The sequence below is a fragment of the Ralstonia sp. PBBBR1 genome (assembly GCF_002256165.1).
In the GTDB taxonomy this organism is placed as follows: domain Bacteria; phylum Pseudomonadota; class Gammaproteobacteria; order Burkholderiales; family Burkholderiaceae; genus Ralstonia; species Ralstonia thomasii.
Window position 1 is genome coordinate 648,482 of the sequence record NZ_NKIL01000002.1, and the last position, 22,536, is coordinate 671,017.

17 protein-coding genes, 2 tRNA genes and 1 pseudogene are annotated in these 22,536 nt (G+C 64.4%); 3 read left to right on the plus strand and 17 right to left on the minus strand.

Annotation, left to right across the window (positions count from 1 at the left end; all coding sequences use genetic code 11):
• Positions 1-93: 93 nt before the first annotated feature.
• The 3 genes from CFE42_RS03095 to gudD form a co-directional block, all read right to left on the minus strand.
• Positions 94-2,505, minus strand: a complete 2,412-nt coding sequence (locus CFE42_RS03095; RefSeq protein WP_004636595.1) for a glycoside hydrolase family 31 protein — start codon at positions 2,503-2,505, stop codon at positions 94-96.
• 10 nt (positions 2,506-2,515) lie between these two features.
• Positions 2,516-3,808: an MFS transporter gene (locus tag CFE42_RS03100; protein WP_004636593.1), complete on the minus strand. Its 1,293-nt coding sequence runs from the start codon at positions 3,806-3,808 to the stop codon at positions 2,516-2,518.
• Between the two features lie 94 nt (positions 3,809-3,902).
• Positions 3,903-5,273: a glucarate dehydratase gene (gene gudD / locus CFE42_RS03105; RefSeq protein ID WP_004636590.1), complete on the minus strand. Its 1,371-nt coding sequence runs from the start codon at positions 5,271-5,273 to the stop codon at positions 3,903-3,905.
• Positions 5,274-5,358: 85 nt separating this feature from the next.
• Here gudD and CFE42_RS03110 point away from each other — a divergent pair, with 85 nt between their 5' ends.
• Positions 5,359-6,114 (plus strand): FadR/GntR family transcriptional regulator, encoded by a 756-nt coding sequence (locus CFE42_RS03110; protein ID WP_004636588.1) that lies wholly within the window; start codon positions 5,359-5,361, stop codon positions 6,112-6,114.
• Between the two features lie 303 nt (positions 6,115-6,417).
• Here the strand turns inward: CFE42_RS03110 and CFE42_RS03115 are convergent, their stop codons facing one another.
• The 10 genes and pseudogenes from CFE42_RS03115 to uvrC form a co-directional block, all read right to left on the minus strand.
• Positions 6,418-6,669 (minus strand): GlsB/YeaQ/YmgE family stress response membrane protein, encoded by a 252-nt coding sequence (locus CFE42_RS03115; protein ID WP_004636586.1) that lies wholly within the window; start codon positions 6,667-6,669, stop codon positions 6,418-6,420.
• Between the two features lie 27 nt (positions 6,670-6,696).
• Complete coding sequence (locus CFE42_RS03120; protein WP_004636582.1) at positions 6,697-7,404, minus strand: response regulator transcription factor; 708 nt, start codon at positions 7,402-7,404, stop codon at positions 6,697-6,699.
• Positions 7,405-7,815: 411 nt separating this feature from the next.
• Positions 7,816-10,149 carry a CHASE2 domain-containing protein gene (locus CFE42_RS03125; RefSeq protein ID WP_004636578.1) on the minus strand — a complete coding sequence of 778 codons (2,334 nt, stop codon included), beginning with the start codon at positions 10,147-10,149 and terminating at the stop codon, positions 7,816-7,818.
• A complete protein-coding gene (locus tag CFE42_RS03130) occupies positions 10,142-11,821 on the minus strand; it encodes a FecR domain-containing protein (protein WP_004636577.1) in 1,680 nt (559 codons plus the stop codon). The genes CFE42_RS03125 and CFE42_RS03130 overlap by 8 nt, the downstream gene beginning before the upstream one ends.
• Positions 11,805-12,518: a response regulator transcription factor gene (locus CFE42_RS03135; protein WP_004636575.1), complete on the minus strand. Its 714-nt coding sequence runs from the start codon at positions 12,516-12,518 to the stop codon at positions 11,805-11,807. The genes CFE42_RS03130 and CFE42_RS03135 overlap by 17 nt, the downstream gene beginning before the upstream one ends.
• Positions 12,519-12,933: 415 nt before the next feature.
• A pseudogene (locus CFE42_RS03140) lies at positions 12,934-14,066 on the minus strand (MFS transporter).
• A 321-nt stretch (positions 14,067-14,387) separates the two neighbouring features.
• Positions 14,388-14,461 (minus strand) — tRNA-Cys (locus CFE42_RS03145).
• A gap of 92 nt (positions 14,462-14,553) precedes the next feature.
• Positions 14,554-14,629: transfer RNA gene (locus CFE42_RS03150), tRNA-Gly, on the minus strand.
• Between the two features lie 135 nt (positions 14,630-14,764).
• Positions 14,765-15,340 carry a CDP-diacylglycerol--glycerol-3-phosphate 3-phosphatidyltransferase gene (gene pgsA / locus CFE42_RS03155; protein ID WP_004635606.1) on the minus strand — a complete coding sequence of 192 codons (576 nt, stop codon included), beginning with the start codon at positions 15,338-15,340 and terminating at the stop codon, positions 14,765-14,767.
• Between the two features lie 67 nt (positions 15,341-15,407).
• Positions 15,408-17,381 (minus strand): excinuclease ABC subunit UvrC, encoded by a 1,974-nt coding sequence (uvrC, locus tag CFE42_RS03160; RefSeq protein WP_004635607.1) that lies wholly within the window; start codon positions 17,379-17,381, stop codon positions 15,408-15,410.
• 92 nt (positions 17,382-17,473) lie between these two features.
• Between uvrC and earP the strand changes: the two genes are divergently transcribed.
• Both earP and efp read left to right on the plus strand, forming a co-directional pair.
• Positions 17,474-18,667, plus strand: coding sequence for an elongation factor P maturation arginine rhamnosyltransferase EarP (gene earP / locus CFE42_RS03165; protein WP_004635608.1), 1,194 nt, complete (start codon positions 17,474-17,476; stop codon positions 18,665-18,667).
• 122 nt (positions 18,668-18,789) lie between these two features.
• Positions 18,790-19,359: an elongation factor P gene (gene efp / locus CFE42_RS03170; RefSeq protein ID WP_024542043.1), complete on the plus strand. Its 570-nt coding sequence runs from the start codon at positions 18,790-18,792 to the stop codon at positions 19,357-19,359.
• A gap of 75 nt (positions 19,360-19,434) precedes the next feature.
• Here efp and nagZ read toward each other — a convergent pair whose 3' ends face one another.
• The 4 genes from nagZ to recO are packed head-to-tail and all read right to left on the minus strand — an operon-like array spanning position 19,435 to position 22,530.
• Positions 19,435-20,484 (minus strand): beta-N-acetylhexosaminidase, encoded by a 1,050-nt coding sequence (nagZ, locus tag CFE42_RS03175; protein ID WP_004635611.1) that lies wholly within the window; start codon positions 20,482-20,484, stop codon positions 19,435-19,437.
• A complete protein-coding gene (acpS, locus tag CFE42_RS03180) occupies positions 20,481-20,924 on the minus strand; it encodes a holo-ACP synthase (RefSeq protein WP_004635612.1) in 444 nt (147 codons plus the stop codon). Before acpS ends, nagZ begins: the two co-directional genes overlap by 4 nt.
• Positions 20,921-21,712, minus strand: coding sequence for a pyridoxine 5'-phosphate synthase (pdxJ, locus tag CFE42_RS03185; protein WP_004635613.1), 792 nt, complete (start codon positions 21,710-21,712; stop codon positions 20,921-20,923). Before pdxJ ends, acpS begins: the two co-directional genes overlap by 4 nt.
• Positions 21,709-22,530: a DNA repair protein RecO gene (recO, locus tag CFE42_RS03190; protein WP_004635614.1), complete on the minus strand. Its 822-nt coding sequence runs from the start codon at positions 22,528-22,530 to the stop codon at positions 21,709-21,711. The genes pdxJ and recO overlap by 4 nt, the downstream gene beginning before the upstream one ends.
• Between the last annotated feature and the right edge of the window lie 6 nt (positions 22,531-22,536).

Consider the following 22,536-nt stretch of genomic DNA (forward strand, 5'->3'; position numbering starts at 1 on the left):
CGTTGTTAGCTCGGAAATCTCCTGCACCAAGGGAACACCGCGCATCACGGGGCCTCTACGGACCCGCACGTGATGCGCAGCGAGAATGCGGCACTAGGCCAGCAACTGCAACGTCAGGCGGCGCCAGCCACCCGCAACAACGGTTTCCAGCACGCGGGCATGCGGCGTCTGCACTTGCCGCACATCACCGGCGGGCAGGTGAATCTCAACGGTGTCAGCCAGCGTCGGCATCTTGCCTTCGCACGATACGTGCAGCGTGATGGCCTGCGCATCCGACACCGCACGCACGCTCCAGCGGCCCTGCTCGCCGTCGCGCCACGCTTCGGTTTCGCCGTCGTCTTCAATGCAGCCGCCAACGGATTCGCCAACGCCTTGCATGGGCACGACAAGGAAGCCGCGTTGATCGGCGCGCTGGTCGAAATGCTGTTCCGCCACGTTCAGCGCGATCACACCGCCTTCTCGAACCAGCATCACCGGCTGATCCCAAGGCGAAGGCAGCGTGATGGCCTGTCCGCCGTCGAAGACCTCGCCGCTCCAGTACGACACCCAGCGCGCGCCGGCCGGCAGATAGACGGTGCGCTCGGTCTGCCCTTCGTCCACCGCCGGCGCCACCAGCAGCGACGAGCCGATCATCATGTCATCGCACTCGGCGTAGCAGCGGCGGTCGTTCGGGAACTCGGCAAACGTCGGACGCAGTACCGGCTCGTAGGCCTGCGTGGATTGCCACAGCAGTTCGTACAGATACGGAATCAGCCGATAGCGCAGCTTGATCAGCGAGGCAATTTGCGAGGTGATCTGCGGATACATCCACGGCTCGTTGACGGTCTTGTCATCGTTCCACGAGTGGATGGAGAAGCGCGGCAGGAAGACGCCAAAGGCCACCCAGCGCACCAGCAGTTCCGGCGAAGGCGCCGGGCCCGCAAACCCGCCGATATCGTGGCCGATGTTCGAGACGCCGGACAGCGCGAGGCCCAGGCCCATCTTCAGGTTGTAGCGCAGCGTTTCCCACGAGGTGTAGTTGTCGCCGGACCAGGTCTGCACATAACGCTGCATGCCGACACCGCCCGAGCGCGACACCAGGAACGGCCGGCGCTGCGGTGCAAACTCGAGTTGCGCTTCCCGCGAGGCGCGCATCATCAGCATGGTGTGCAGCACCTTGGCTTCGCGGATGGGCGCCTTCTTGCCGAAGCCGTGAGCGAAAGCGTCGGGCGTCCAGACTTCGAATTCGTTGTTGTCGTTCCAGGTCGACGCCATGCCGTATTCGAGCAGCGCGCTCTTGACGTTGGCCTTCCACCAGTCGAGCGTTTTCGGATTGGTGAAGTCGAGATACGCGCCCACCTCATCCCAGAATTGCACCCAGGCCGGCTCACCGGCTGCATCGCAAATCAGCAGCCCGGCTTCCTTCGCTTCTTCAAACTTCGGGTGATCGCGCAGCAGGCACGGCTTGATGTTCGGGCACAGGCGAATGCCCGCATCCAGATAGCTCTGGACGAAGCCCCGCGCATCCGGGAACTTGTCGGTGTTCCAGTTGAAGACGTAGCGCTTCGGGCCGATCGACGTATAGCCCGACGACAGATGGAACGAGTCGCAGAGGATGTCGTGCTCACGGCATCCCTTGATGAACTCGGCCATCTGTTCCTGCGCGTTGGGCGCGTCGGTGTACGTCATGGTCGAGCCGGAGTAACCGAGGCCCCACTTCGGCATCCACGCGGGGCGGCCGGTCATCCACGTGAAGCGGCGCGTGGCGTCGAGCGGCGTATCGGGCGAGGCAATGAAGTAGTAGTCGAGATCACCATGCGGCGCGACAAAGTACCGATAGAGACCGTGGTAGTTGTCCAGCTCGCGGCCCATGTCGAAGCTGCAATCGGACAGCGTGTCGTAGAACAGCCCGAAGCCGGTGCGGTTTTCCGGTTGCCACGTCACGTAGAACGGAATGTGCTTGTACAGCGGATCGGTCGTGCGGGCGCTATAGCCCATCGCGTCGATGTTGCGCATCTCGTAACGCTGGTGCGCACGGTTCATGTCGCCGGCGCGCTCACCCAGGCCGAAGTACACTTCGCCGGGTTCGCGGCGCACGTAGTGGTAGACCTGCTCGTCCCAATAGCCGAAGTTGTAGGCCTGCGTGGGGCGATCGTTCAGCACGGTCTGCCATCCGCTGGCACCGCGGATCTGCCATGTGCAGAAGCCGCCTGCCAGGGCGACGCTCAAGCGGATCTTGCTGGTTTCCACGCGCAGCGTGTCGGCGTCGCTGTGCAACGCAAATGCGGGCAGGGCGAAGCCGCTCAGGTCGCGGCGGTCACGCCCTTCGAGCGGCGTGTCGTCACCGCCGGGGGCGATCGACCACGTGGCCGGGCCGCGCAGGTCGCCCTGCGGCAGCACGAGCACGCGGATGACGTCTTCTTCCAGCACGAAGAGTTCAATCGCAGCGCCGGCGCTGCTGGCCAGCCGCAGCCGGTTGCCTTCCTGCGCCTGGACTTCGAATCGGGGGGGATTCAACATGGACATCGGTTTCAACTCAGTTTGAAGCAGAGAGACGCATCTGACGCGCGGCACGTTCTTCATGCGACTGACCGCGAATCAGCACAATCAGCAACACCGCGCCAATCAGATCGAACGCGCCGAGCAGGCCGAACAGCGGACCATAACCGACCTTGTCAGCCAGCGCGCCCACCAACAGCGAGAAGCCCAGGCCGCCGATCCACGCCGCCATGCCGGCAAAGCCGCTGGCGGTGCCGACCTCTTCCGGATCGAACACGTCCGCAGACAGCGTGTTGACCAGGCCGGAGATCATCTGGTGCGCAAAGCCGCCCACGCAGAACAACGCAATCGCCGTATAGGGAGACGCCACGAGCCCGACGCACGCCGGACCGATCATCATGAACGCACCCAGCACAACGCCGCACACACGCGACCACACCAGCGGAATGCTGAAGCGCTTGATCAGGAACGGCGACAGGTAACCGCCCACCAGGCCGCCCAGGTCCGCCGCCAGGAACGGCAGCCACGCGAACATGGCGATCGCTTTCAGATCGAGGTGGCGTTCGTTCACGAAGTAAAGCGGAATCCAGAAGCTGAACGTCTGCCAGGCCGGCTCGGCAAAGAAGCGCGCCAGCGCAATCGCCCAGAAACGGCGGGACGTCACGACGTCCTTGAGCGGGCGCTTGCCGCGCTCGGCGCTCACGGGGCGGAGCTGGCCGCCGATGATCTTTTCACGCTCGGCGTCAGACAATGCGGCGTGATCTTTCGGCGAACGGTAGAACGCGAACCACAGCGCGGCCCACAGGAAGCCGATGGCGCCGGTCACCACAAACGCCGACTGCCAGCCGTAACGCAGATGCAGGAAGACCACCAGCGGCGGCGCCAACATCGCACCCAGCGAGGTGCCCGAATTGAACCAGCCGACGGCGACGGATTTTTCCTTGTCCGGGAACCATTCGGCCACGGCCTTCATGCCGGACGGAATGGCAGCGGCTTCGGTCAGGCCCATCAGGGCGCGAAAGCCCGCCAGCGACAGCCAGCCGGTAGCGCCCGCGTGCAGCACGCCAGCAAACGACCACAACACACCAAACAGCGCAAAGCCGATACGCAAGCCGACCAGGTCAACGATAAAGCCGCAGACCGGCTGCATGATCGTGTAGCCGACCTGGAAGGCCGCCACCACGTAGGAATACTGCTGGGTGCTCATCCCCAGCTCGTTCTTGAGTGTGGGCGCCAGCACGCCCAACGAGTTACGCGCCAGATAGTTGACGATCGTGCCCAGGCACACCAGCACGATGATCCACCAGCGCAAGCCCTTGATGGTCTTCACGGTGTTGTCTCCGATATTTTTTTATTGGTTACCGATCTACGAGGCGGCGTGCTACGACGTGCGCCGCCTCGGGTTCCGCCGTAGCGGTCAACAGTCAACGCACCATGCAGGGGCACTTGTTGTCGAACTGCCAGTTGGGAATCAGTTGGCGCATGGCGATTGCGTCGTCGCGTGCGCCCAGGCCGTGCTGCTTGTAGAGGGCGTGGGCCTTCTCCAGTTGCTCCATGTCGACCGTGACGCCCAGGCCCGGGGCGGTCGGAACGGCAATCTCACCGCCGACGATCTGGAACGGTTCACGCGTCAGGCGCTGTCCGTCTTGCCAGATCCAGTGCGTGTCGATGGCGGTGATGTTGCCCGGCGCAGCCGCGGCCACGTGCGTGAACATCGCCAATGAAATGTCGAAGTGATTGTTGGAGTGCGAACCCCAGGTCAGGCCCCAGTCGTCGCACATCTGCGCCACGCGCACCGAGCCCTGCATCGTCCAGAAATGCGGATCGGCCAGCGGAATGTCGACGGAGTGCAACTGAATGGCGTGCCCCATCTGGCGCCAGTCGGTGGCGATCATGTTGGTGGCCGTCGGCAGGCCCGTGGCGCGGCGGAATTCCGCCATCACTTCGCGGCCCGAGTAACCGCCCTCGGCGCCGCACGGGTCTTCGGCGTAGGCCAGCACGTCGTGCTTGTCGCGGCACAGGCGAATGGCCTCGGCCAGCGACCACGCGCCGTTCGGGTCCAGCGTGACGCGCGCCTCGGGAAAGGCCTCGGCCAATGCAGTCGTGACGCCCATTTCGTCATCGCCGCTCAGCACACCGCCCTTGAGCTTGAAATCCTTGAAGCCATAGCGCGCATGGGCGGCCTTTGCGAGGCGCACGACCGCCTCCGGCGTAAGCGCTTCTTCGTGGCGCACGCGGGTCCAGTCGTCCGTGGCATCGCTGCCGTCGGCGTAGTCCAGGTCGGTGCGTTTGCGGTCGCCCACGAAGAACAGGTAGCCGAGCACCGGCACCTTGTCGCGCTGTTGCCCCTGCCCCAGCAGCGCCGCCACAGGCACGCCCAGATGCTGGCCGAGCAAGTCGAGCAGCGCGCTTTCCAGCGCCGTCACCGCATGCACGGTGGTGCGCAGGTCGAAGGTCTGCAACCCCCGGCCGGCGACGTCGCGATCGGCAAATTGGCGACGTACGCTGTTCAGTACGTTGTTGTACGCGCCGATCGGTTGTCCGACAACCAGCGGCGTCGCGTCCTCGATGGTCTTGCGGATGGACTCGCCGCCCGGCACCTCGCCCACCCCGGTATGACCCTCGGAGTCCTCCAGGAGGACGATATTGCGGGTGAAGAACGGGCCGTGCGCGCCGCTCAGATTCAGCAACATACTGTCGCGGCCCGCCACGGGAATGACTTGAAGGCGGGTAACGCGCGGCGTGCGAAGTGGGGAGTCGGTGGTTTTGTGATCCATGATCATCACGTATGTCATCAGTCGTCGTACAACACGGATGCGACTATAATTGACACATTCCGACCGAACCACCCCTGGTAAACCCGCCCCTCCCGGAGACCGCATGCCCACCGTCAGCTCGCCCGCAACGCACGTGCGCCGCACCCAAAGCCTGGCGGACGTAGTGGTGGACCACATCAAAGGGCGCATCGCCAACGAATCGCTGCGCATTGGCGACAAGCTGCCGACGGAATCCGCATTGATGGAAGCGCTGGGCGTGAGCCGCACGGTGATACGCGAAGCCATTTCGCGCCTGCAAGCCAAGGGGATGATCGAAACGCGGCACGGCATCGGCAGCTTTGTCCTGCCGCCGCGCGCAGACAACAGCATCCCGCTGGGCGATGCCTCCACGATGCACGACATTCTGAGCATGCTGGAATTGCGCGTCGCCATTGAGACGGAGTGCGCTGGCCTGGCCGCACAGCGCATTTCTCCCACCGAGATCGATGCCCTGCGTTTGGCACTCGAAGCCATTGAGCAGGACCAGGCGGACGGCAACGACAGCGCCACCTCCGACCTGCAGTTTCACCTCAGCATCGCGCGCGCCACCGGCAATGAACATTTTGTCGGCGCCCTCGCCCAACTCGGCAAGACGCTCATCCCTCGCACGCGGATCGGGCTGGCACAGGTCGGATACCTGAACGCTCCGGAACTGCGCGCCACGGTCAACCGCGAGCACCACAGCGTCTTTGAAGCCATCGCCCGCAAAGACCCTGAAGCCGCCCGCGCTGCCATGCGCATGCATCTGTCAAACAGCCGGGAACGCCTGCGTCGTGCGCACGAAGCGGCTGGCACTCAATCGGCCGCGACAGGTAGCTGAGCCGGCCAATACGGCCCCATGTTGTACGACGTCTGACTAGTTGCGCAGCGCCTCGCCCATTCGCCGACCTCAGCGCTGTTGATAAAGATTTGCATTCGCCCGCTCTCAGCCACGTAACCTGAGCTTGCACCGACCCCTCGTGGGTGCGCTCCGGTCGCGGAAGAGAGAGCCGCGGCCTTCTTGGCCCTGATGCTGCTGTCCCGAGTGTCAGGGCGTTTCTTTTGGTGGTGGGCGCTGGAATCCCCCCCTGCTTCACCAACAAAAAAACCCCGTCTTGCAGGGCTTTACGTTGAAGCGACCGACTCAGCGTTCGCGTGCCAGCACGTGATAGCCGGCCAGCAGGATGACGGCGCCCACGACCGCGCCGGCAAACCCCGCCAATTGGCCGGGCTCATACCAATGCAGCAACTGGCCGAGAAAGGCCGCGGCCAGCGCACCGGCAATGCCGACCATGATGGTGAGGACGAAGCCGCTTGCGCCGCAGCGCGGCGTCACCCATCGGGCCACAAGCCCGGCCAGAAAGCCGATGAGGATGGTGATACAGAGCAATTGCATGGCAGCGGCTCCGGCGGGTCAAGGCTGTCAGTGCGTTGCTTCGGCGTCGATCACGCGCTCCAGGCAGAAACCCTGCCCGTAGATGGCGCGCAGCCGCAGACCGTTTTCCGTGCTGAGCAGCAATTTCTTGCGCAGGCGCGAGACATGCGTATCGAGCGTGCGTGAATACGGGCTCAGCTCGCGGCCCCAGAGCGCCAGCTCGATGTCTGCGCGCGAGAGTACACGCCCCGCATTCGCAAACAAGAGCAGCGCCAACTCAAACTCACGCGCATGCACTGACACCGACGCATCGTGCAGGCGGATGGAACGATTCTGCCGATCGAGCGTATACGGCCCCAGGCGAATCTCCGACGCCCGCACGGCGCGGCTCACGGCAAAGCGGCGGATCAACGCATCGAGCCGCGCCAGCAACTCAGGCGCACGGATATCACCTTGGAAGCACAGGTCTGCACCGTGGTTGAGCGCCTCTGCGGTTTCGGTATCGGCCTGGCCGTCGGCGAGGTAGACGATCGCCATACCGGGGCCCACGCGCTCGCGCACGCTGCGCACCAGCGACAGGCCTGGCATGTCGTGCGCATGCGCGCCGACCATCAGCAGGTTGATGCCGTGCAGATCGATGGCTTCAAAGACCTGGCGAGAGAGAAACAGCGGCACACATTCAAAGCGCGTGGGCTGCAACGCGGAGTGGATCGCCTGCTGGCGGGCGAGGTGCGTATCGATCAGACCGATTTTCATGGCTCGGTTTCGTAGTTGACTGCGTGCGGCGCAATCAGGCGGTGGTGCGACGATGTTGTTGTGCATTGCTGCCGTCGCGACCACCGCCGCGCCACATGGATACGTGCCGACCAGCCAGCCAGAAACATTCGACCTGCGGCGGGTTCCCGTCGCCGCGCAGGGCTTGATGCAGTTGCGCGCGAACGCATTCGTAGTCGCATTCGCTCAAAACATCGGTTGCAGTCTGGCTCAACATGCGGGGCGCCTCGGGCGTGTCTGTGCTCGGTTTTCCAAGGTGCCGTCGTCTCTCGGCCGGTGTGTCACCGGCGCATGCTGTGCGGGTCGGCCATTGAACTGTAGGGCCGCCGCAGTGCCGAAATGCAAATGATTGAAAAGGAAATGTGGCAAAGGCCACACGAGACCGTCGTGGCCTCAGGCGTCGTGGCGATGCGCGACGCGCGGCAGCCACAGCGTGAAGGTCGACCCCAGGCCGGGTGCGCTCTGCACGGCAATGCGGCCGCCATGCCGGTCGACCACCGTCTTCACGAATACGAGGCCCAAGCCGCTGCCGGCCGGCGCATTGGCCGCGCCTTCGTGCAAGCGATGAAACGGTTGAAACAGCCGCGGCTGATCGGCAAGGGCGATGCCGGCCCCCTGGTCCGCCACGGCCACTGAGAACATTCCTTCGTCCTGCTCGACCGTCACCGTCACTACGGAACCGGCCGTGCTGAACTTGATGGCGTTGTTGAGCAGATTCACCAGCGCGCGCACCAGCAAGCGCGGCTCGCCGCGCACCGCTGCTTCGATGTCAGCCACCACGCGCACTTCCACCTGGTGGCGATTCGCGAGCGGCCAGACCTCGTCGGCGGCATCGAGCACAAGGCCCACCAGATCCACATCCACCAGTTTGAGCGTTTGCGATTCGGCGCGCGCCAGGTCGATAAAGGCATCGGCCAGCTCCAGTGTTCGCGACGACAGCTGCTCGATGCGAGACAGAAGCACCTCGCGGTCCAGCGCACGCGAGGCATCGCGCTGCAGTTCGATCAGGGCAAGGATGGCACTCTGCGGCGAGCGCATATCGTGCGAGATGAACTGCAGTGCTTCTTCGCGATGGCGTTCCGCCTGCCGCACCGGGGTGATGTCGGCAAAGCTGACGATGATGTCGACGGGGCGGCCCGCTTCGTCTCGCAACGCGGCAGCATGCATCAACATCGAGCGGCCGTCGTGCGTCTGTAGCTCGACAGGTTCGAGCCCGGTGGGATCGGCGAGCCAGCGTGCCCAGTAGTGCTCTCCCGCTGTGGGGTCGGGAAACGCACGCGCCAGCAGCGTCGACAGGTCGCGCAGCGCGGCCGCGCGGATCTGGCCCGGCGTCTGCATCTGGCCGGCCAGGTCTGCGCTTCGGCCATTCGCCAGGCGGATCGTGCCGTCGTGCGTGCAGATGACGGTCGCATCGGGCAGGCTCTCCAGCGCATCGGCCAGGAAGCGGCGCAGCCCACGCAGCTTGTCCGTCAGCGAGGCGACGGCATCCATGTGCGCGCCGAGCGTGCGGCCGGTGCGGGCCAGCGGCGCGGTATCGCCCAACAGGCCGGGCTCGCGCGCCAGACGCTGCAGCTCGTCGCGCAGAAAGCGCAACGCGGCTTCCTGCTGGCGCCAGCTCCACAGCGGATACAACACCAGCGGGCCCACCAGCGCCGCAAACGGCGGCAGCCAGCGATTGCCGACCACCAGCGCGCCGATTGCGCTCAGCAACAACACGGCGGCACCCGTTACCGCCACGGCAAGCGCCATGCGCGGCGTGAGCCAGCGCACGGCAAATGCGGTCATCAGCAGGGGGAGCAGCGTCATCGCCCAGAACACGCCCGGTGGCGCCGGCAGGATGGCGCTGCCGTCGAGTACCGTCTGCGTGGCATTGGCAAGCACTTCGACGCCGCTCATCGTGCGCGAGGGCGGCGTCGCAAAGATGTCGGACACTCCCGATGCGGTGGCCCCGATCAGCACCAGCTTGCCGGCAAGCACCTCGGGCGGCACGTGGCCGTTGAGCACATCCAGCGCCGGCACATGCCGGTATGTACCGGCCGGCCCCGCAAAATTCAGGCGGATATGCGCCTGCCGCATCCAACCGCCAGCGTCGGTCTCCACATCGGGCAGCGCCGGTACGGATGACGGCGGGCGCAGCGCCTGCCGCGCAAGTTGCACGGCAAGATGGTCCAGCACATGCGCTCGCGGCCCCTCTGCCAGATACATGCCGCGCACCACGCTATCCGCATCGGGGGCGGCATTGATATGCGCGACCGCCGCGTTGATACCGAGGAACGGATAGTGATACACGCGCCCCTGCTCGGTGCGCTCCGGCAAGGCCGGCAGGATGACGTGTCCGGCCTGCTCGATGGCGGCAGTCAATGCTCGATCGCCTTCGGGCTGCGCGAGATCGGGTTCGATCAGCAGAATATCGACGCCGATGGCGCGCGGCTGCGCCCGTCCCACCCGCGCAATCAGGTCGGCCAGGCGGCTGCGGGGCCAGGGCCAGCGTCCCACTGCGTCAAGACTCTGGTCATCAATGGCAACGACGACGATGTCGTCGCGCGGTGCATGCCCGTGCAGCGTGACGACCGTGTCGTATAGCGCCGCATCCAGCCGCGCGACCACGCTCCAGCGCACCGCGCCGAATGTCAACAGCGCTGCCAGCGCCACCAGCACCCCCCACTCCACCAGCGCGCGCCGCCCAAGGCTGCGCACGGCCGATTGGGCGGGTACGGGTTCAGTCATTGAGGAGGAGATTGCCGCCGCCGCTCTGCACCGGGCTGCGCGCGGAATCGCCGACGAAGGCACCGACGTCAATGCGCTGCGGCTTGGCGTAGACCACCGATGCCGCATCGCCCAAGTCGACGCCGGTGCGGATGTAATACACGCCGGACGGCGGCCTCGGAATGGTGGCCTCGTTGCCTTCGCTCACGATGTCGGCGATGGGTTTGGCGAAGCTTGTGTCGCCCGCCAATTGCACACGCGTGCGCGCGCCAGATGCCGCCAGTTCGGGCGACAACGCCGACCAGTGGGCATGCAGCTTGCCGTCATCGCTCGCTTCCACTTCGGCTGTCGGTACGGCGTCCGGCGGAATGTCGAGCACGCGAAAACGAAGCACATCGCTCCACGGGCCGGTTTTGCCGTCCGCTGCCACCGAGCGCACACGCCACCACCATGTGCCAGCCGTCAACGGCCTGGTCAGACGCACGTCCTCGCCATGCTGCTGAACGGCCGGCGAGGCAAAGCTCTCGGTGCCCGCCACTTCCAGGTCATAGCTACCAGCATCGGACACGACAGCCCATGCAAATGCCACGTCCCCGCTGCGGTAGGTCCGGCCGCTGGCGGGCTGGATCGTATAAGGCGCTTCCGGGTGCAGGCGCACGGTGAACGGCCGCGTGGCCGATTCGCTAGTCAGTCCGAGTGCGTCGATGCTTTGCACGACGAGCATGTAGTCGCCGTCCTCATCGCCGCAGAGCGTTACCGCGGGCGTCTTGCTCGATTGGTAGGCGCTGAGTTCGGTCAGTGCAGCATCCCGCGCCACGGCAGCGCGATAGCCGACCGCGCCCTTGACGGGCTGCCACGTCGCGCGCAGGCACGGCGTCTGCACAAGCTCGGGAATGGCATCCAGCCTGGGCGCTGCGGGCAGCGCCGCGCGCTTGAGGTGCCCCGCCGATGCCTGCACGCCAAAGCCGGCCTTGACCGCCTGCTTCTGACGGCCGGCACTCGTGGCCACCTCGCCTTCGAGCACGGAACTCGTCGATACGGCTTCGCTGGCCTGCACGCGGAAACGTGTACCGCGCACGCCCGTCACCAGCGCAGGCGTGGAAATCTCGTAACGGCCCACGCCGCTCTTCCTGGGTGAGACGTTGGATTCGGCTTCGCCTTGCTTCACGTGCACGCGCACATCGATCAGCCCGGCGCGCGCAAACGCCCGCACACGCGAGAGCGCCACGTGGCTGCCCGGCGGCACCGTCACGCGTGTGCCGTCATCAAAAGCCAGCGTGACCCCACCTTTGTCGCCGGTGTCGATCTGCGACTCTTCAGCGAGCTTCATGCCCGCTTGCAGCGGCTTGCCGCCGGTGGTTGCATCGCGTGCAAACACCACCTGCGCCGTCGAGGGCACCACTGGAATGCGATCGAACGAAATCCGGAGGAGCGAGCCGGGCTTCAACCGATACGGATCGGCCACATGGTTGCGCCGCTGCAGCAGGCGCCAGCCTTCGACGCTGTCCATGTAACGTTCAGCGAGGTTGATCAGCGTGTCGCCCTGCTGCACGCGATAGATGAAATCGCCACCGTCAGCGCCGGAAGGCTGAGCCATCGCCGCCTGCCACACGCCGCCAAAAAGAACGAACGCGCCGACAAACGCGGCGCGCCCAATCAAACCACCCCAGATTGCGTCAGCTTGCTTCACCATCTTCCTGCGTGGTTTCGAGCCGATAGCCGTGCGAGTACACCGAGACCAGCCGCACGCCATTCTTCTGATTGAGATCGAGTTTGAGCCGCAGCTTGGAGATATGGGTGGCAAGCGTGCGCGAATCCGGGCCGATGCTGCGCCCCCACACTGCCTGCTCGATCAGCTCACGCGGCACCAGCTTGCCGACATTGCGGAACAGGTACAGCCCAAGATCGAACTCGCGCGGCGAAAGCTCAACCTGCGAGCCATTCAACGTCAGCACGCGCCCGACGGGGTCCACTGCGTACGGGCCGACGCGAATGCGTTCGAGCGATTCGCTCGTGCGCGGCGCGGCACGACGCAGCAGCGCACCGACGCGTGCCACCAGCTCGGCGCGGCGCACCGGCTTGACGACGTAATCGTCGGCGCCGGCAGCCAGCCCGCGCACCACGTCGTCTTCGAGCGAACGGTTGGTCAGAAACAGCACCGGCAGCGCCGGGCCGACCGTCTGCCGCACCCAGCTCACAAGCTGGATGCCGCTGATATCGGGCAACTGCCAGTCGAGCAGCAGCAGGTCGAACGTGCGATCCCGCAGCGCCTTGACGAAGGCATCCCCGTTACTGAAACACTCGCATTCGTATCCAGACGAAATCAGGATCTCGCGAATCAAATCCGATTGCGCCTGGTTGTCTTCCACCGAGGCAATTCGTATCGCCATCTGGATTGCCCTTTCCCCGTTTCGGGTCCGGCACCGCTATGCGAAATGCCGGCTCACTCCGTGCGTCGTTGTGATCGGGGTCCCGGACCGGCGCATCGTAGTTCAATCCGCCAGCCACCACCGGCGCGGCACCCACTTCCCGCGCAAGACCTTACCTACGCCCTACCGGCAGGTGTCGCACGCCGGCTTAAGCCCAACTCATCCTAAAAGGCCGCCCCTGCGATATTGCAAACAATTGTGAAAAGCTAATCGGAGAGCCCGGTTTTGTGGCGTTCTATCATTTTTTATCACGCCATTACAAGGTGCGAGCTCTCAGAAAGTATAGGAGCCAGCCCACGGGCGGGTAGGGCGCCCGGGTATACGCTGCCCCGAACCCTCGCTACCGAGCCTTCCGCCAGCGCCCTTGTTCGGGCGTTCAAGCCGCAGTCGCCGCCCAGAACATCAGCACCGCCAAGCTGAGGGCTGCTCCCCAGAAGACATATCCTTGATCATCCTGCCGACGCATACACCTGCGTCGAAAGCACCGCCCCCAATCCACTGCCCGCCGCATAGAACAGCATGTACGCGCCAAACAGCCGGCTGTGCGCCTCCGGCCGCAAGCGAGAAATCAGCCTCTGATTGAGGCACGTGCACGGCCTGCCCACCCAGGTCCAACAGAACCACACCGACGATCAGCCCTGCCAGATGCTGCGCCCCCAAACCGAGCGGCAGCCAGGCTACCAGTAGCAAATCCAACGCGACGCCGGTGGCCGCCTGTGCCCAACGGCGATCCGCCTGGTGCCCCGCTCGCGCGGCCGCCAGCGCGCCAATCACGCCAACCAGACCGAATGAGCCAATGCCTGCTGGCGAAAACTCATAGGGCGGCGCACTCAGGGCCAGCGCCATCGCGCCCCAGAAGACATTGAACGCCGCGAACATCAGCAAACCGATCAGACCGCGTCCCTGCAAAACAGGTTCGGCCATCAGGAGTTGCCACATCGAGCGCAGAAGCGCTATGTATTTCGGGGGCGAAAGTACAGTCGGCGGCGTCGGCAACGCGCGCCAGAGCATACACAGCATCGCCACCGAGAAGCCTACTGACGTCGCATAGACAGCACGCCAGCCGGCGACTTCAGCGATCCAGCCCGTCAGGGCATGTGCCAACAGAAGACCGATAACTACCCCGCCCTGTACCGCGCCAACCACGCGACCACGCTCCGGCGAAGGTGCCAACACGGCGGCGCAGGCGATCAGTCCTTGTGTCATCGCGGTGCCAAGCAAACCGATAGAGAGCATGCCAAGCAGCAACGACCAGTGCGCCTGCACCAGACCTACCGCGAGCAGCGCCGGCGTGAGCAGGACGAACCGCACCAGCAGCACTCGCTTGCACGGCCAGCGGTCGCCCAGCGGAACGACTAGCGCCAGAGCAAGCGCACAACCAACTTGGGTGGCACCGATGATGCCGCCCACCCAAGCGTCGCTGAGCGCAAAGTCGCGGGCCAGTGCTCCGAGCAGCGGCTGGGCGAAATAGACCTTGGATATGCTGGCCGCTGCGCAGAATGCCAGCATGCCAACCCATGCATGCGGCAACACTGAAAATGGGAATGACCCGCTCGGTAGACGAACCGTTCACAGCGCAATCAAGGCATATCTCCGCCTCGTTTGGTTTCAAAAATAGAACCAAATGAGCCTAGTCAACGCAGTTTTCTCATGTGACCACGGCAAGGAGGCGGGATGGGTCGGCCATGCCGTCAGTGCTTCGTGTCAACATGGCGTTGGTACGTTGACCAAACTGGAGAGTCGAGGCGGAACAGGCCGCGCTTGGAGCGAGTTCATCGCGACGATGCAAATAAAAAGCCCCGAACCAGTCGGGGCTTTCTTCTTGCAATCTGGAGGCGGAGGCCGGAATCGAACCGGCGTACACGGCTTTGCAGGCCGCTGCATAACCACTTTGCTACCCCGCCAGGGGTTTTGCACCGCATTGTAGCAATTCGTGAAGAACCGCGTGTTTGCCGTGCCGATAAAGAAAAAGGGAAGCAAGGCTTCCCTTCGGGATTGGAGCGGGAAACGAGGCTCGAACTCGCGACCTCAACCTTGGCAAGGTTGCGCTCTACCAACTGAGCTATTCCCGCATTTTGGCTACCAGCACTGCCGTACAACTTTTGTGCCGCCAGACCGTTTGCGTCACATCACTGCAACGCGAGAACGAGATTATGGCAAAGAAGAATCGCCCTCGTCAACACTTTTGCGCAAGAGTTTTTAAAGGCTCATTTTGCGCGCTCGCGAATCTGCGGCCAGGCGAGCTTCATGTAGTACGCCATCGACCACAGCGTGAGCACCGCCGCCACGTAAATCAGCCACGTGCCCCACACCTGCGCGTCGATCATGCCGAACAGGCGGCCCTCGAACAGCAGCAGCGGAATCGCGATCATCTGGAAAGTCGTCTTCAGCTTGCCGAGAAAGTTGACGGCCACGCTCTTCGACGCGCCAATCTGCGCCATCCACTCACGCAGGGCGGAGATGGTGATCTCGCGGCCAATGATGACGAGTGCGATGACGTCGGACACGCGGCCCAATGACAGCAGCACCAGCAGCGCGGCGGCCACCATCAGCTTGTCGGCCACCGGATCGAGGAAGGCTCCGAAAGCAGAGGTCTGATTCCAGCGGCGAGCAAGAAAGCCGTCGAACCAATCAGTGAGGCTTGCTACGATGAAGAACACCGCGGCCGTCAGGTTCTTGGCGGGCAGTGCCATCCAGGTGTCCGGCACGTAGAACACGCCCACCACCAGCGGGATCATGGCCACACGCAACCAGGTCAGGAGGATCGGGAAGTTGAAAGGCATGGCAAATCGAGAGGACAACCGCCGCGCAAGCTCGACCCCACGCGACAAGATGAGGCATTGTCGCCGATCAATGCAACTGACGGTAGATTTCTTCGGCGAGGGTCTGCGAGATGCCTTCCACCGTGGCGAGTTCGGCGACGCTCGCGGCCATCACACCGCGCAGGCCGCCAAAGCGCGCCAGCAACCGCTGCCGGCGCTTGGCGCCGATGCCTTCGATCTCTTCCAGCCGCGACGTGTTGCGCGCCTTGGCCCGCTTGGCACGCATACCGGTGATAGCAAAGCGGTGCGCTTCATCGCGAATCTGCGCGACAAGCATCAGCGCGGCGCTGCCCTGGCCCAACTCCAGTGACGGCCGGCCATCGGCGAAGACCAGCGTTTCGAGGCCCACCTTGCGCCCCTCGCCCTTGGCCACACCGACGAGCAATCCAATATCCAACCCCAGTTCCTCAAAAACCTGGCGAGCGACTTCCACCTGCCCCTTGCCGCCGTCGATCAGCACGATGGTCGGCATGTTGGGCGCGTCTTCGCCTGCCTGCTCGACGATCTTCTGGTAGCGGCGCGTGAGGACTTGCCGCATGGCCGCGTAGTCGTCGCCGGGGGTGATGTCCTGGATGTTGTAGCGGCGGTATTCGCTGTTTTGCATGGCGTGGCTGTGAAAAACCACGCACGAGGCTTGCGTGGCCTCGCCGGCGGTGTGGCTGATGTCGAAGCACTCGACGCGCAGCGCGGCAAGGTCTTCCAGGTCGATGCCGATGGTCTCGGCCAGCGCAAGTGTGCGGGCCTGCTGGCTGCCTTGCTCGGAAAGGCGACGCATCAGCGACAGCTCGGCGCCCTTCTCCGCCATCTCCAGCCACGCGCGGCGCCCGCCCTGCGGCTGGCGCACAACCGAAACGCGGCGCCCGGCCTGCTCGGCCAGCGCGTTGATCAACTCGGTTGCGTGAATCTGATGGCTGACCACCAGCACCGGCGGCACAAACTGATCGAGATAGTGCTGCGCGACGAAGGCTTCGAGGATGTCGCTGGCCATGCGTTCGGCATCGCGTGATGTTTCTGCCGCAGCCTCACCGTCGGCTTCCACATCCACGCCGACGATGGCGGCGCCCTCTTCCACGTGCGTGGGAAAGTAAGCCTTGTCGCCCAGATGGCGCCCGCCGCGCACCATCGCGAGGTTCACGCAGGCGTGGCCGCCCTTGATGGCAACCGCCAGGATGTCGATGTCGCTGGCGTGGCCGACTTCTTCCACCGACTGCTGCTTGAGCACCGTCGACAATGCACCGATCTGGTCGCGCACGATGGCAGCCTGCTCGAACTCCAGCGACTCGGCGTAGCGCTGCATCTTGTCCTGCAGCGTCTGCATGACCTCGTCCTGCCGGCCCTGCAGGAAACCGGCCGCGTTGGCGACGTCGCGCGCGTAATCCTCTGCGCTGATCGCCTGCACGCACGGGCCACTGCAACGATGGATCTGATGCAGCAGGCACGGCCGCGTGCGGTTGTTGAAGACGGTGTCTTCGCATGTGCGAAGCTGGAACACCTTCTGCAGGATCTGCATGCTCTCTCGCACAGCATGCGCGCTCGGGAATGGGCCGAAGTACTGATGCCTGCGATCGGTCGCGCCGCGGTAATACGCCATGCGCGGATACGCGTGCTGCGTGAGCTTCAGATATGGATACGACTTGTCGTCGCGAAACAGGATGTTGTAGCGCGGCGCCAGCGCCTTGATCAGGTTGTTTTCAAGCAGCAGCGCTTCGGCCTCGCTGCGCACGACCGTGGTGTCGATGCGCGCGATCTTCGCCACCATCATTGCGATGCGCGGCGAAAGCAGCGTCTTGTTGAAGTAGCTCGACACGCGCTTCTTGAGGTCGCGCGCCTTGCCCACATAGAGCACGTTGCCCTGCGCATCAAAGTAGCGATACACGCCCGGCAGGTTCGGCAGGCGCGCGATGTGTGCTTTCGCATCGAACTCGGGCACATCCGCTGGCGCGCTGGGCTTGACGCTCTCGGGCGTCTCGGGGGGCTGGGGTTGCGTGGGGTCGGACGACATGGCGTTCGCTGGATCAGAGGCCGTCAGTGTAGAACAAGCTGCCGACTACAATGTCGGCCCGCCCTTCTTCGCTGCCCGACTCGCCTTCCTGCATGCGCACCATCACATCCTGGGATCTTTTCTGCCGCGTCGTCGACAACTATGGCGACATTGGCGTCTGCTGGCGCTTGGCTCGACAGCTTGTACAGGAGCACGGCCACACCGTCCGTCTGTGGGTGGACGATCTCCGTTCGTTCGAAAAGATCTGCCCCGCTGTCGACGCAGAGGCCGATGCGCAGCGCGTCTCGGGCGTGGATATTCGCCACTGGGCTGACGACGCCCAGGCTGCCAGCCTCCTAGCCACCGACGCACATCCCGCGCTGCATGACGTGGTGATTGGCGCCTTCGCATGCGCTGTCCCGGAGCCCCTACAGACGCTCATGGCCCAGCAGGCATCCCAAGGCCCGGCGCCGGTTTGGATCAACCTGGAATACCTGAGCGCCGAGGACTGGGTTGCCGAACATCACGCGATGCAGTCGCCACATCTGCGACTGCCGCTCGTCAAGCACTTCTTCTTCCCCGGTTTTGCACGCAACACCGGCGGCGTACTGAGGGAGTCGCATCTTGGCGCGCAACGCAAGACGTTCGAGGTAAGCCCCGCCGCCCACCAGGCCTTATGGCACCGACTCGGAGTCGACGACCTGATGCGCGACAACCCTGACGCCCTGCGCGTCAGCCTGTTCGCCTATGCCAACCCGGCGCTGCCAACGCTGGCCGCCCAATGGGAAGTCTCACCCCAACCGGTGATCTGCCTGGTACCGGAGGGCCTGGCCGCCAGACAGATCGCCGAGCTATTCGGCGACGCCGACGCCGCCAGAACCGGCGCGCGATGGGCGCGCGGCAACCTGAGCGTGGCGGTCGTGCCTTTCGTGCCGCAAGAGCACTACGACCCGCTGCTCTGGGCATGCGACATCAATTTCGTGCGCGGTGAAGACTCGTTCGTGCGTGCCCAATGGGCGCTGAAACCGTTTGTCTGGCACATCTACCCCCAAAGCGACGACGTACACCTCGCGAAACTGGACGCCTTTCTGGCTCGCTATACCCCCGCTCTGGCAGAGGCCGACGCCAAGGCGCTTATCGCCTTCTGGCACGCCTGGAATGGTGCGCCAGCGCCACTCAACTGGACGGACTTTGCAGCCGCCGCGCCTCGCCTGCGCGCACGGGCCGTCACTTGGGAGCAAAGCTTGATGCAACTAGGCGATCTCGCCGCGAATCTGGTGGCATTTTGCGAAAAACAGGTAAAATAGCGGGCTGATCTGTATGCGACCCCCGGCTCTGACCTGGTTCGCGCGGCCCGGAGGGTATCGCGCGGTGCTTCGTTGCTTGGCGCGCATCGAACCCTCTTACTCTCAGGAAATGTGAAATGGCTTTGAAAATCGCGCAAGAACTTCGCGCTGGCAACGTGTTCATGATCGGCAACGACGCAATGGTCGTGCTCAAGACCGAGTACAGCCGTTCGGGCCGTTCAGGCGCCGTCGTCAAGATGAAGTACAAGAACCTGCTGACCGGCGCAGGCGGCGAGTCGGTGTTCAACGCCGACGACAAGATGGACCAGGTCATCCTGGAGAAGAAGGAAGCCGAGTACTCCTACTTCGACGGCACGATGTACGTGTTCATGGATCCGGTCACCTACGAACAATACAACGTTGAGCCCGCCGCCATGGGCAGCGCGTTGAACTACCTGCAAGACGGCATGAAGGTCGAAGTGACGTTCTACAACGAGAACGCCATCTCGGTGGAACTGCCGACCACGGTTGTCCGCGAAATCGTCTACACCGAACCGGCTGTCAAGGGCGACACGTCGTCGGGTAAGGTTCTGAAGGCGGCTCGCATCAACGACAACGAAGAATTCACGATCATGGTCCCGCTGTTCTGCAACATCGGCGAGAAGATCGAAATCGACACGCGTACCGACGAGTACCGCAGCCGCGCCAAGTAAGAGCTGGCGTCGCAGCAAGCAGAAAGGCTCCCTCGGGAGCCTTTTCTTTTGCGATCGCGTTTTTGCGTTTTGGCGCTACGCGATGAGTTTCGCCTCGCGCAACGTACGCAGCGCCTGCTTGTAGGCCGATTGCTGCTGCAACTTGGCCCAGTCCTTCTCGGCCCGGCCGCCAAACAGCCGGCGCACGCGCCGCTGCGATGCCTTGCCCATCGACACGTCCAGCTCGCCGAGCAATTGATCGGCCTTGTCCGGCGCATTACAGATCAGCACCATGTCGCAGCCGGCCGTGAGCGCTGCTCGCGCACCGTCGACCACCGTGCCGGCAACGCTCGCGCCTTCCATGCTCAGGTCATCGCTGAAGATCACGCCGTCAAAGTTGAAATGCGCGCGCAGCATGTCCTGCAGCCAGAAGCGAGAGAAGCCTGCCGGGTTCGGATCGACCGCTGAATAAATCACGTGCGCCGGCATCACGGATTGCAGGCCGATGCCCATCCAGCCGTAAGGCTGCGCGTCGTCAGCGAGGATGGCCTCCAGCGGACGCTCGTCCACCGGCACGGCGACGTGCGAATCCGCTTGGACGTAGCCGTGACCGGGGAAATGCTTGCCGCAGTTGGACATGCCAGCCAGGCGCAGGCCCAGCGTCAGATGGTTGGCGAGCATCGTGACCACGCGCGGGTCGCGATGGAATGCGCGATCGCCGATCACGCTGCTGCTGCCGTAGTCGAGATCGAGCACGGGCGTGAAGCTGAGGTCGATATCGCACGCCCTCAGTTCAGCGGCCAGCACGTAGCCGCAGGCGGTGGCAGCGCGCGTGGCGGCCAGCACATCGGCGTCCCATAGCTTGCCCAGCGCGCCCATGGCGGGCAGGTGCGTGAAACCGTCGGTCTTGGCGCGCTGCACGCGACCGCCTTCGTGGTCGATGCAAATCAGCACGTCATTACGAATGGCGCGAATGGCTTGCGTGAGCGCCGTCAACTGCGCGCGCGATTCAAAGTTGCGGGCAAACAGGATCACGCCGCCCGTCAATGGATGGGCAATGCGTCGAACATCGTCGAGGCCGAGTTCCAGGCCGGCAACATCCAGAACGATCGGGCCTGGACGCTTCTGCTTCTTGGTTTGAGTCATGCGGAGGATTTGGTTTGCAACTCGGCAACGGCGAAGGCGACTGCGTAGTCGCGCTCGTCCGTCACACTGATCTGGATATGAAGGCCATGCTGCGCGATCCAGTCGGCCAGTTCACCGCTGTAGCGCACCACCGGTTGGCCGGATGGCAAGTTCAGCGTCTGTACCGCACGCCACGTCATCGGCCAGCGCATGCCCAGGCCGATGGCCTTGGACACGGCTTCCTTGGCGGCAAAGCGCGTGGCAAGAAACGCAAGGCCCCGCCGCTCAGAGCGCGCCTTGCGGGCATGGTAGACGCGCAGCTCTTCGGGGCCCAGCACCTTTTCGGCGAAGCGGCCGTTGGTCCGCTGCATCACGCCTTCGACGCGCTCGATCTGGATGATGTCGGTGCCGATGCCGTAAATCGCACCGGACACCGAGGCGGCTGCGCCCCGTCCGCTCATACAGGCACGCCCGGGTGTGCGGCCGCCGGGGTCGTGGACGACAGCCGCGACGCAACCATGATCGCCTTCATCTCGCGCACCGCATTCTGCCAGCCGGCAAACACCGCATGCGCAACGACGGCGTGGCCGATGTTGAGTTCGTGAATGCCTGCGATGGCGGCAATCGGCTGCACGTTCGTGTAGTGGAGTCCGTGACCGGCATTCACACGCACGCCCCAGCGGATGCCCTCTTCCACCGCGGTCTCGATGCGGACGAGTTCCGCCCGCAGCTCGGCATCGTCGGTCGCTTCGGCATAGCGGCCCGTGTGCAGTTCGATGACGGGCGCACCGGCAGCGGCGGCCGCCTCGATCTGCGCCGCATCCGGATCGATGAACAGCGACACGCGGATGCCCGCGTCGGCCAGTTGCTTGCACGCGGCTTGCACCTTGGCAAAACCGCCCACCACGTCCAGGCCGCCTTCGGTGGTCACTTCCTGACGGCGCTCGGGCACGAGGCAGACGTCCTGCGGGCCGATATCGCACGCGATGTCGAGCATCTCCTGCGTGACGGCGCACTCCAGGTTCATGCGCGTGCGCAGCTGCGGCCGCAGCGCGCGCACATCGGCGTCCTTGATGTGGCGGCGATCTTCGCGCAGGTGCAGGGTGATGAGATCGGCGCCGGCCTCTTCAGCCAGCAGCGCCGCGGCGATCGGGTCCGGGTAGGTGGTGCCGCGCGCGTTGCGCAGCGTGGCGACGTGGTCAATATTGATGCCCAGGTCGATGATTCCCGGCGAGGCATGAAAGATCATAGTTTCTGCAAGTCGATCAGGATCTGGCGCGTCGAAAGCGGCGTGCCATGCAAATGATAATGCAGCAGGAAACGCATCAGGCTGCGGCTTTGCTGCGCGGTCGTGGGGCGCGAGGCGTAGTCGTCGTGTTCCATGTCGATCAGCGTCTGGCCGCGCAACACAGGCCAGGACGATGGGTCGCTGGGCAGCGTCCGTCGGATGCCGCGCTCAGGGTGATAGACGTATTCTGCGTCGGCCTGCACGGGCTCCCCATCGATACAGCGATCGAGCTGCGCGGCAAAGCCAGTCTCACGCAGCAGCACGCGTTCGAACGCGCGCAGCGTGAAGGCCGCCGGCTCGCCATGGGCAAGCTTATTGAGTGTTTCGACGTAGTGCGCGAACAGTACCGGGTGGCCGTCTTCGCGAGCGACGAACTTGACGAGCAGTTCGTTCAGATAGAAACCGGATAGCAGCCCGTCCCCGCCCAGCGGCAGCATGCCGCCGACCCACTCAGCCCGGGTCAGCGTGCGCACATCGCCGCGCCCGCTCCAGGACAACGACAGCGGCTGGAACGTCTGCAACACCGCACGCAACGCCGAATGCGGGCGCTTGGCCCCCTTGGCGACCAGCGCCATGCGCCCGTAGTCCGGCGTGAAGACGTCGATGATGAGGCTGGTTTCCCGATACGGATAACTGTGCAGCACGAAGGCCGGCTGCGCAGCAACACGTGTTTCGGAACGCCCGGCAGGAAAGCTCCTGCGCGGCGCGGCGCCGGCAACGCCCTCCTCGGCCAGCCATTCCGCGGCCTCGTCCGGAATCGGATCGGATCGTCCCGCCATCGAACG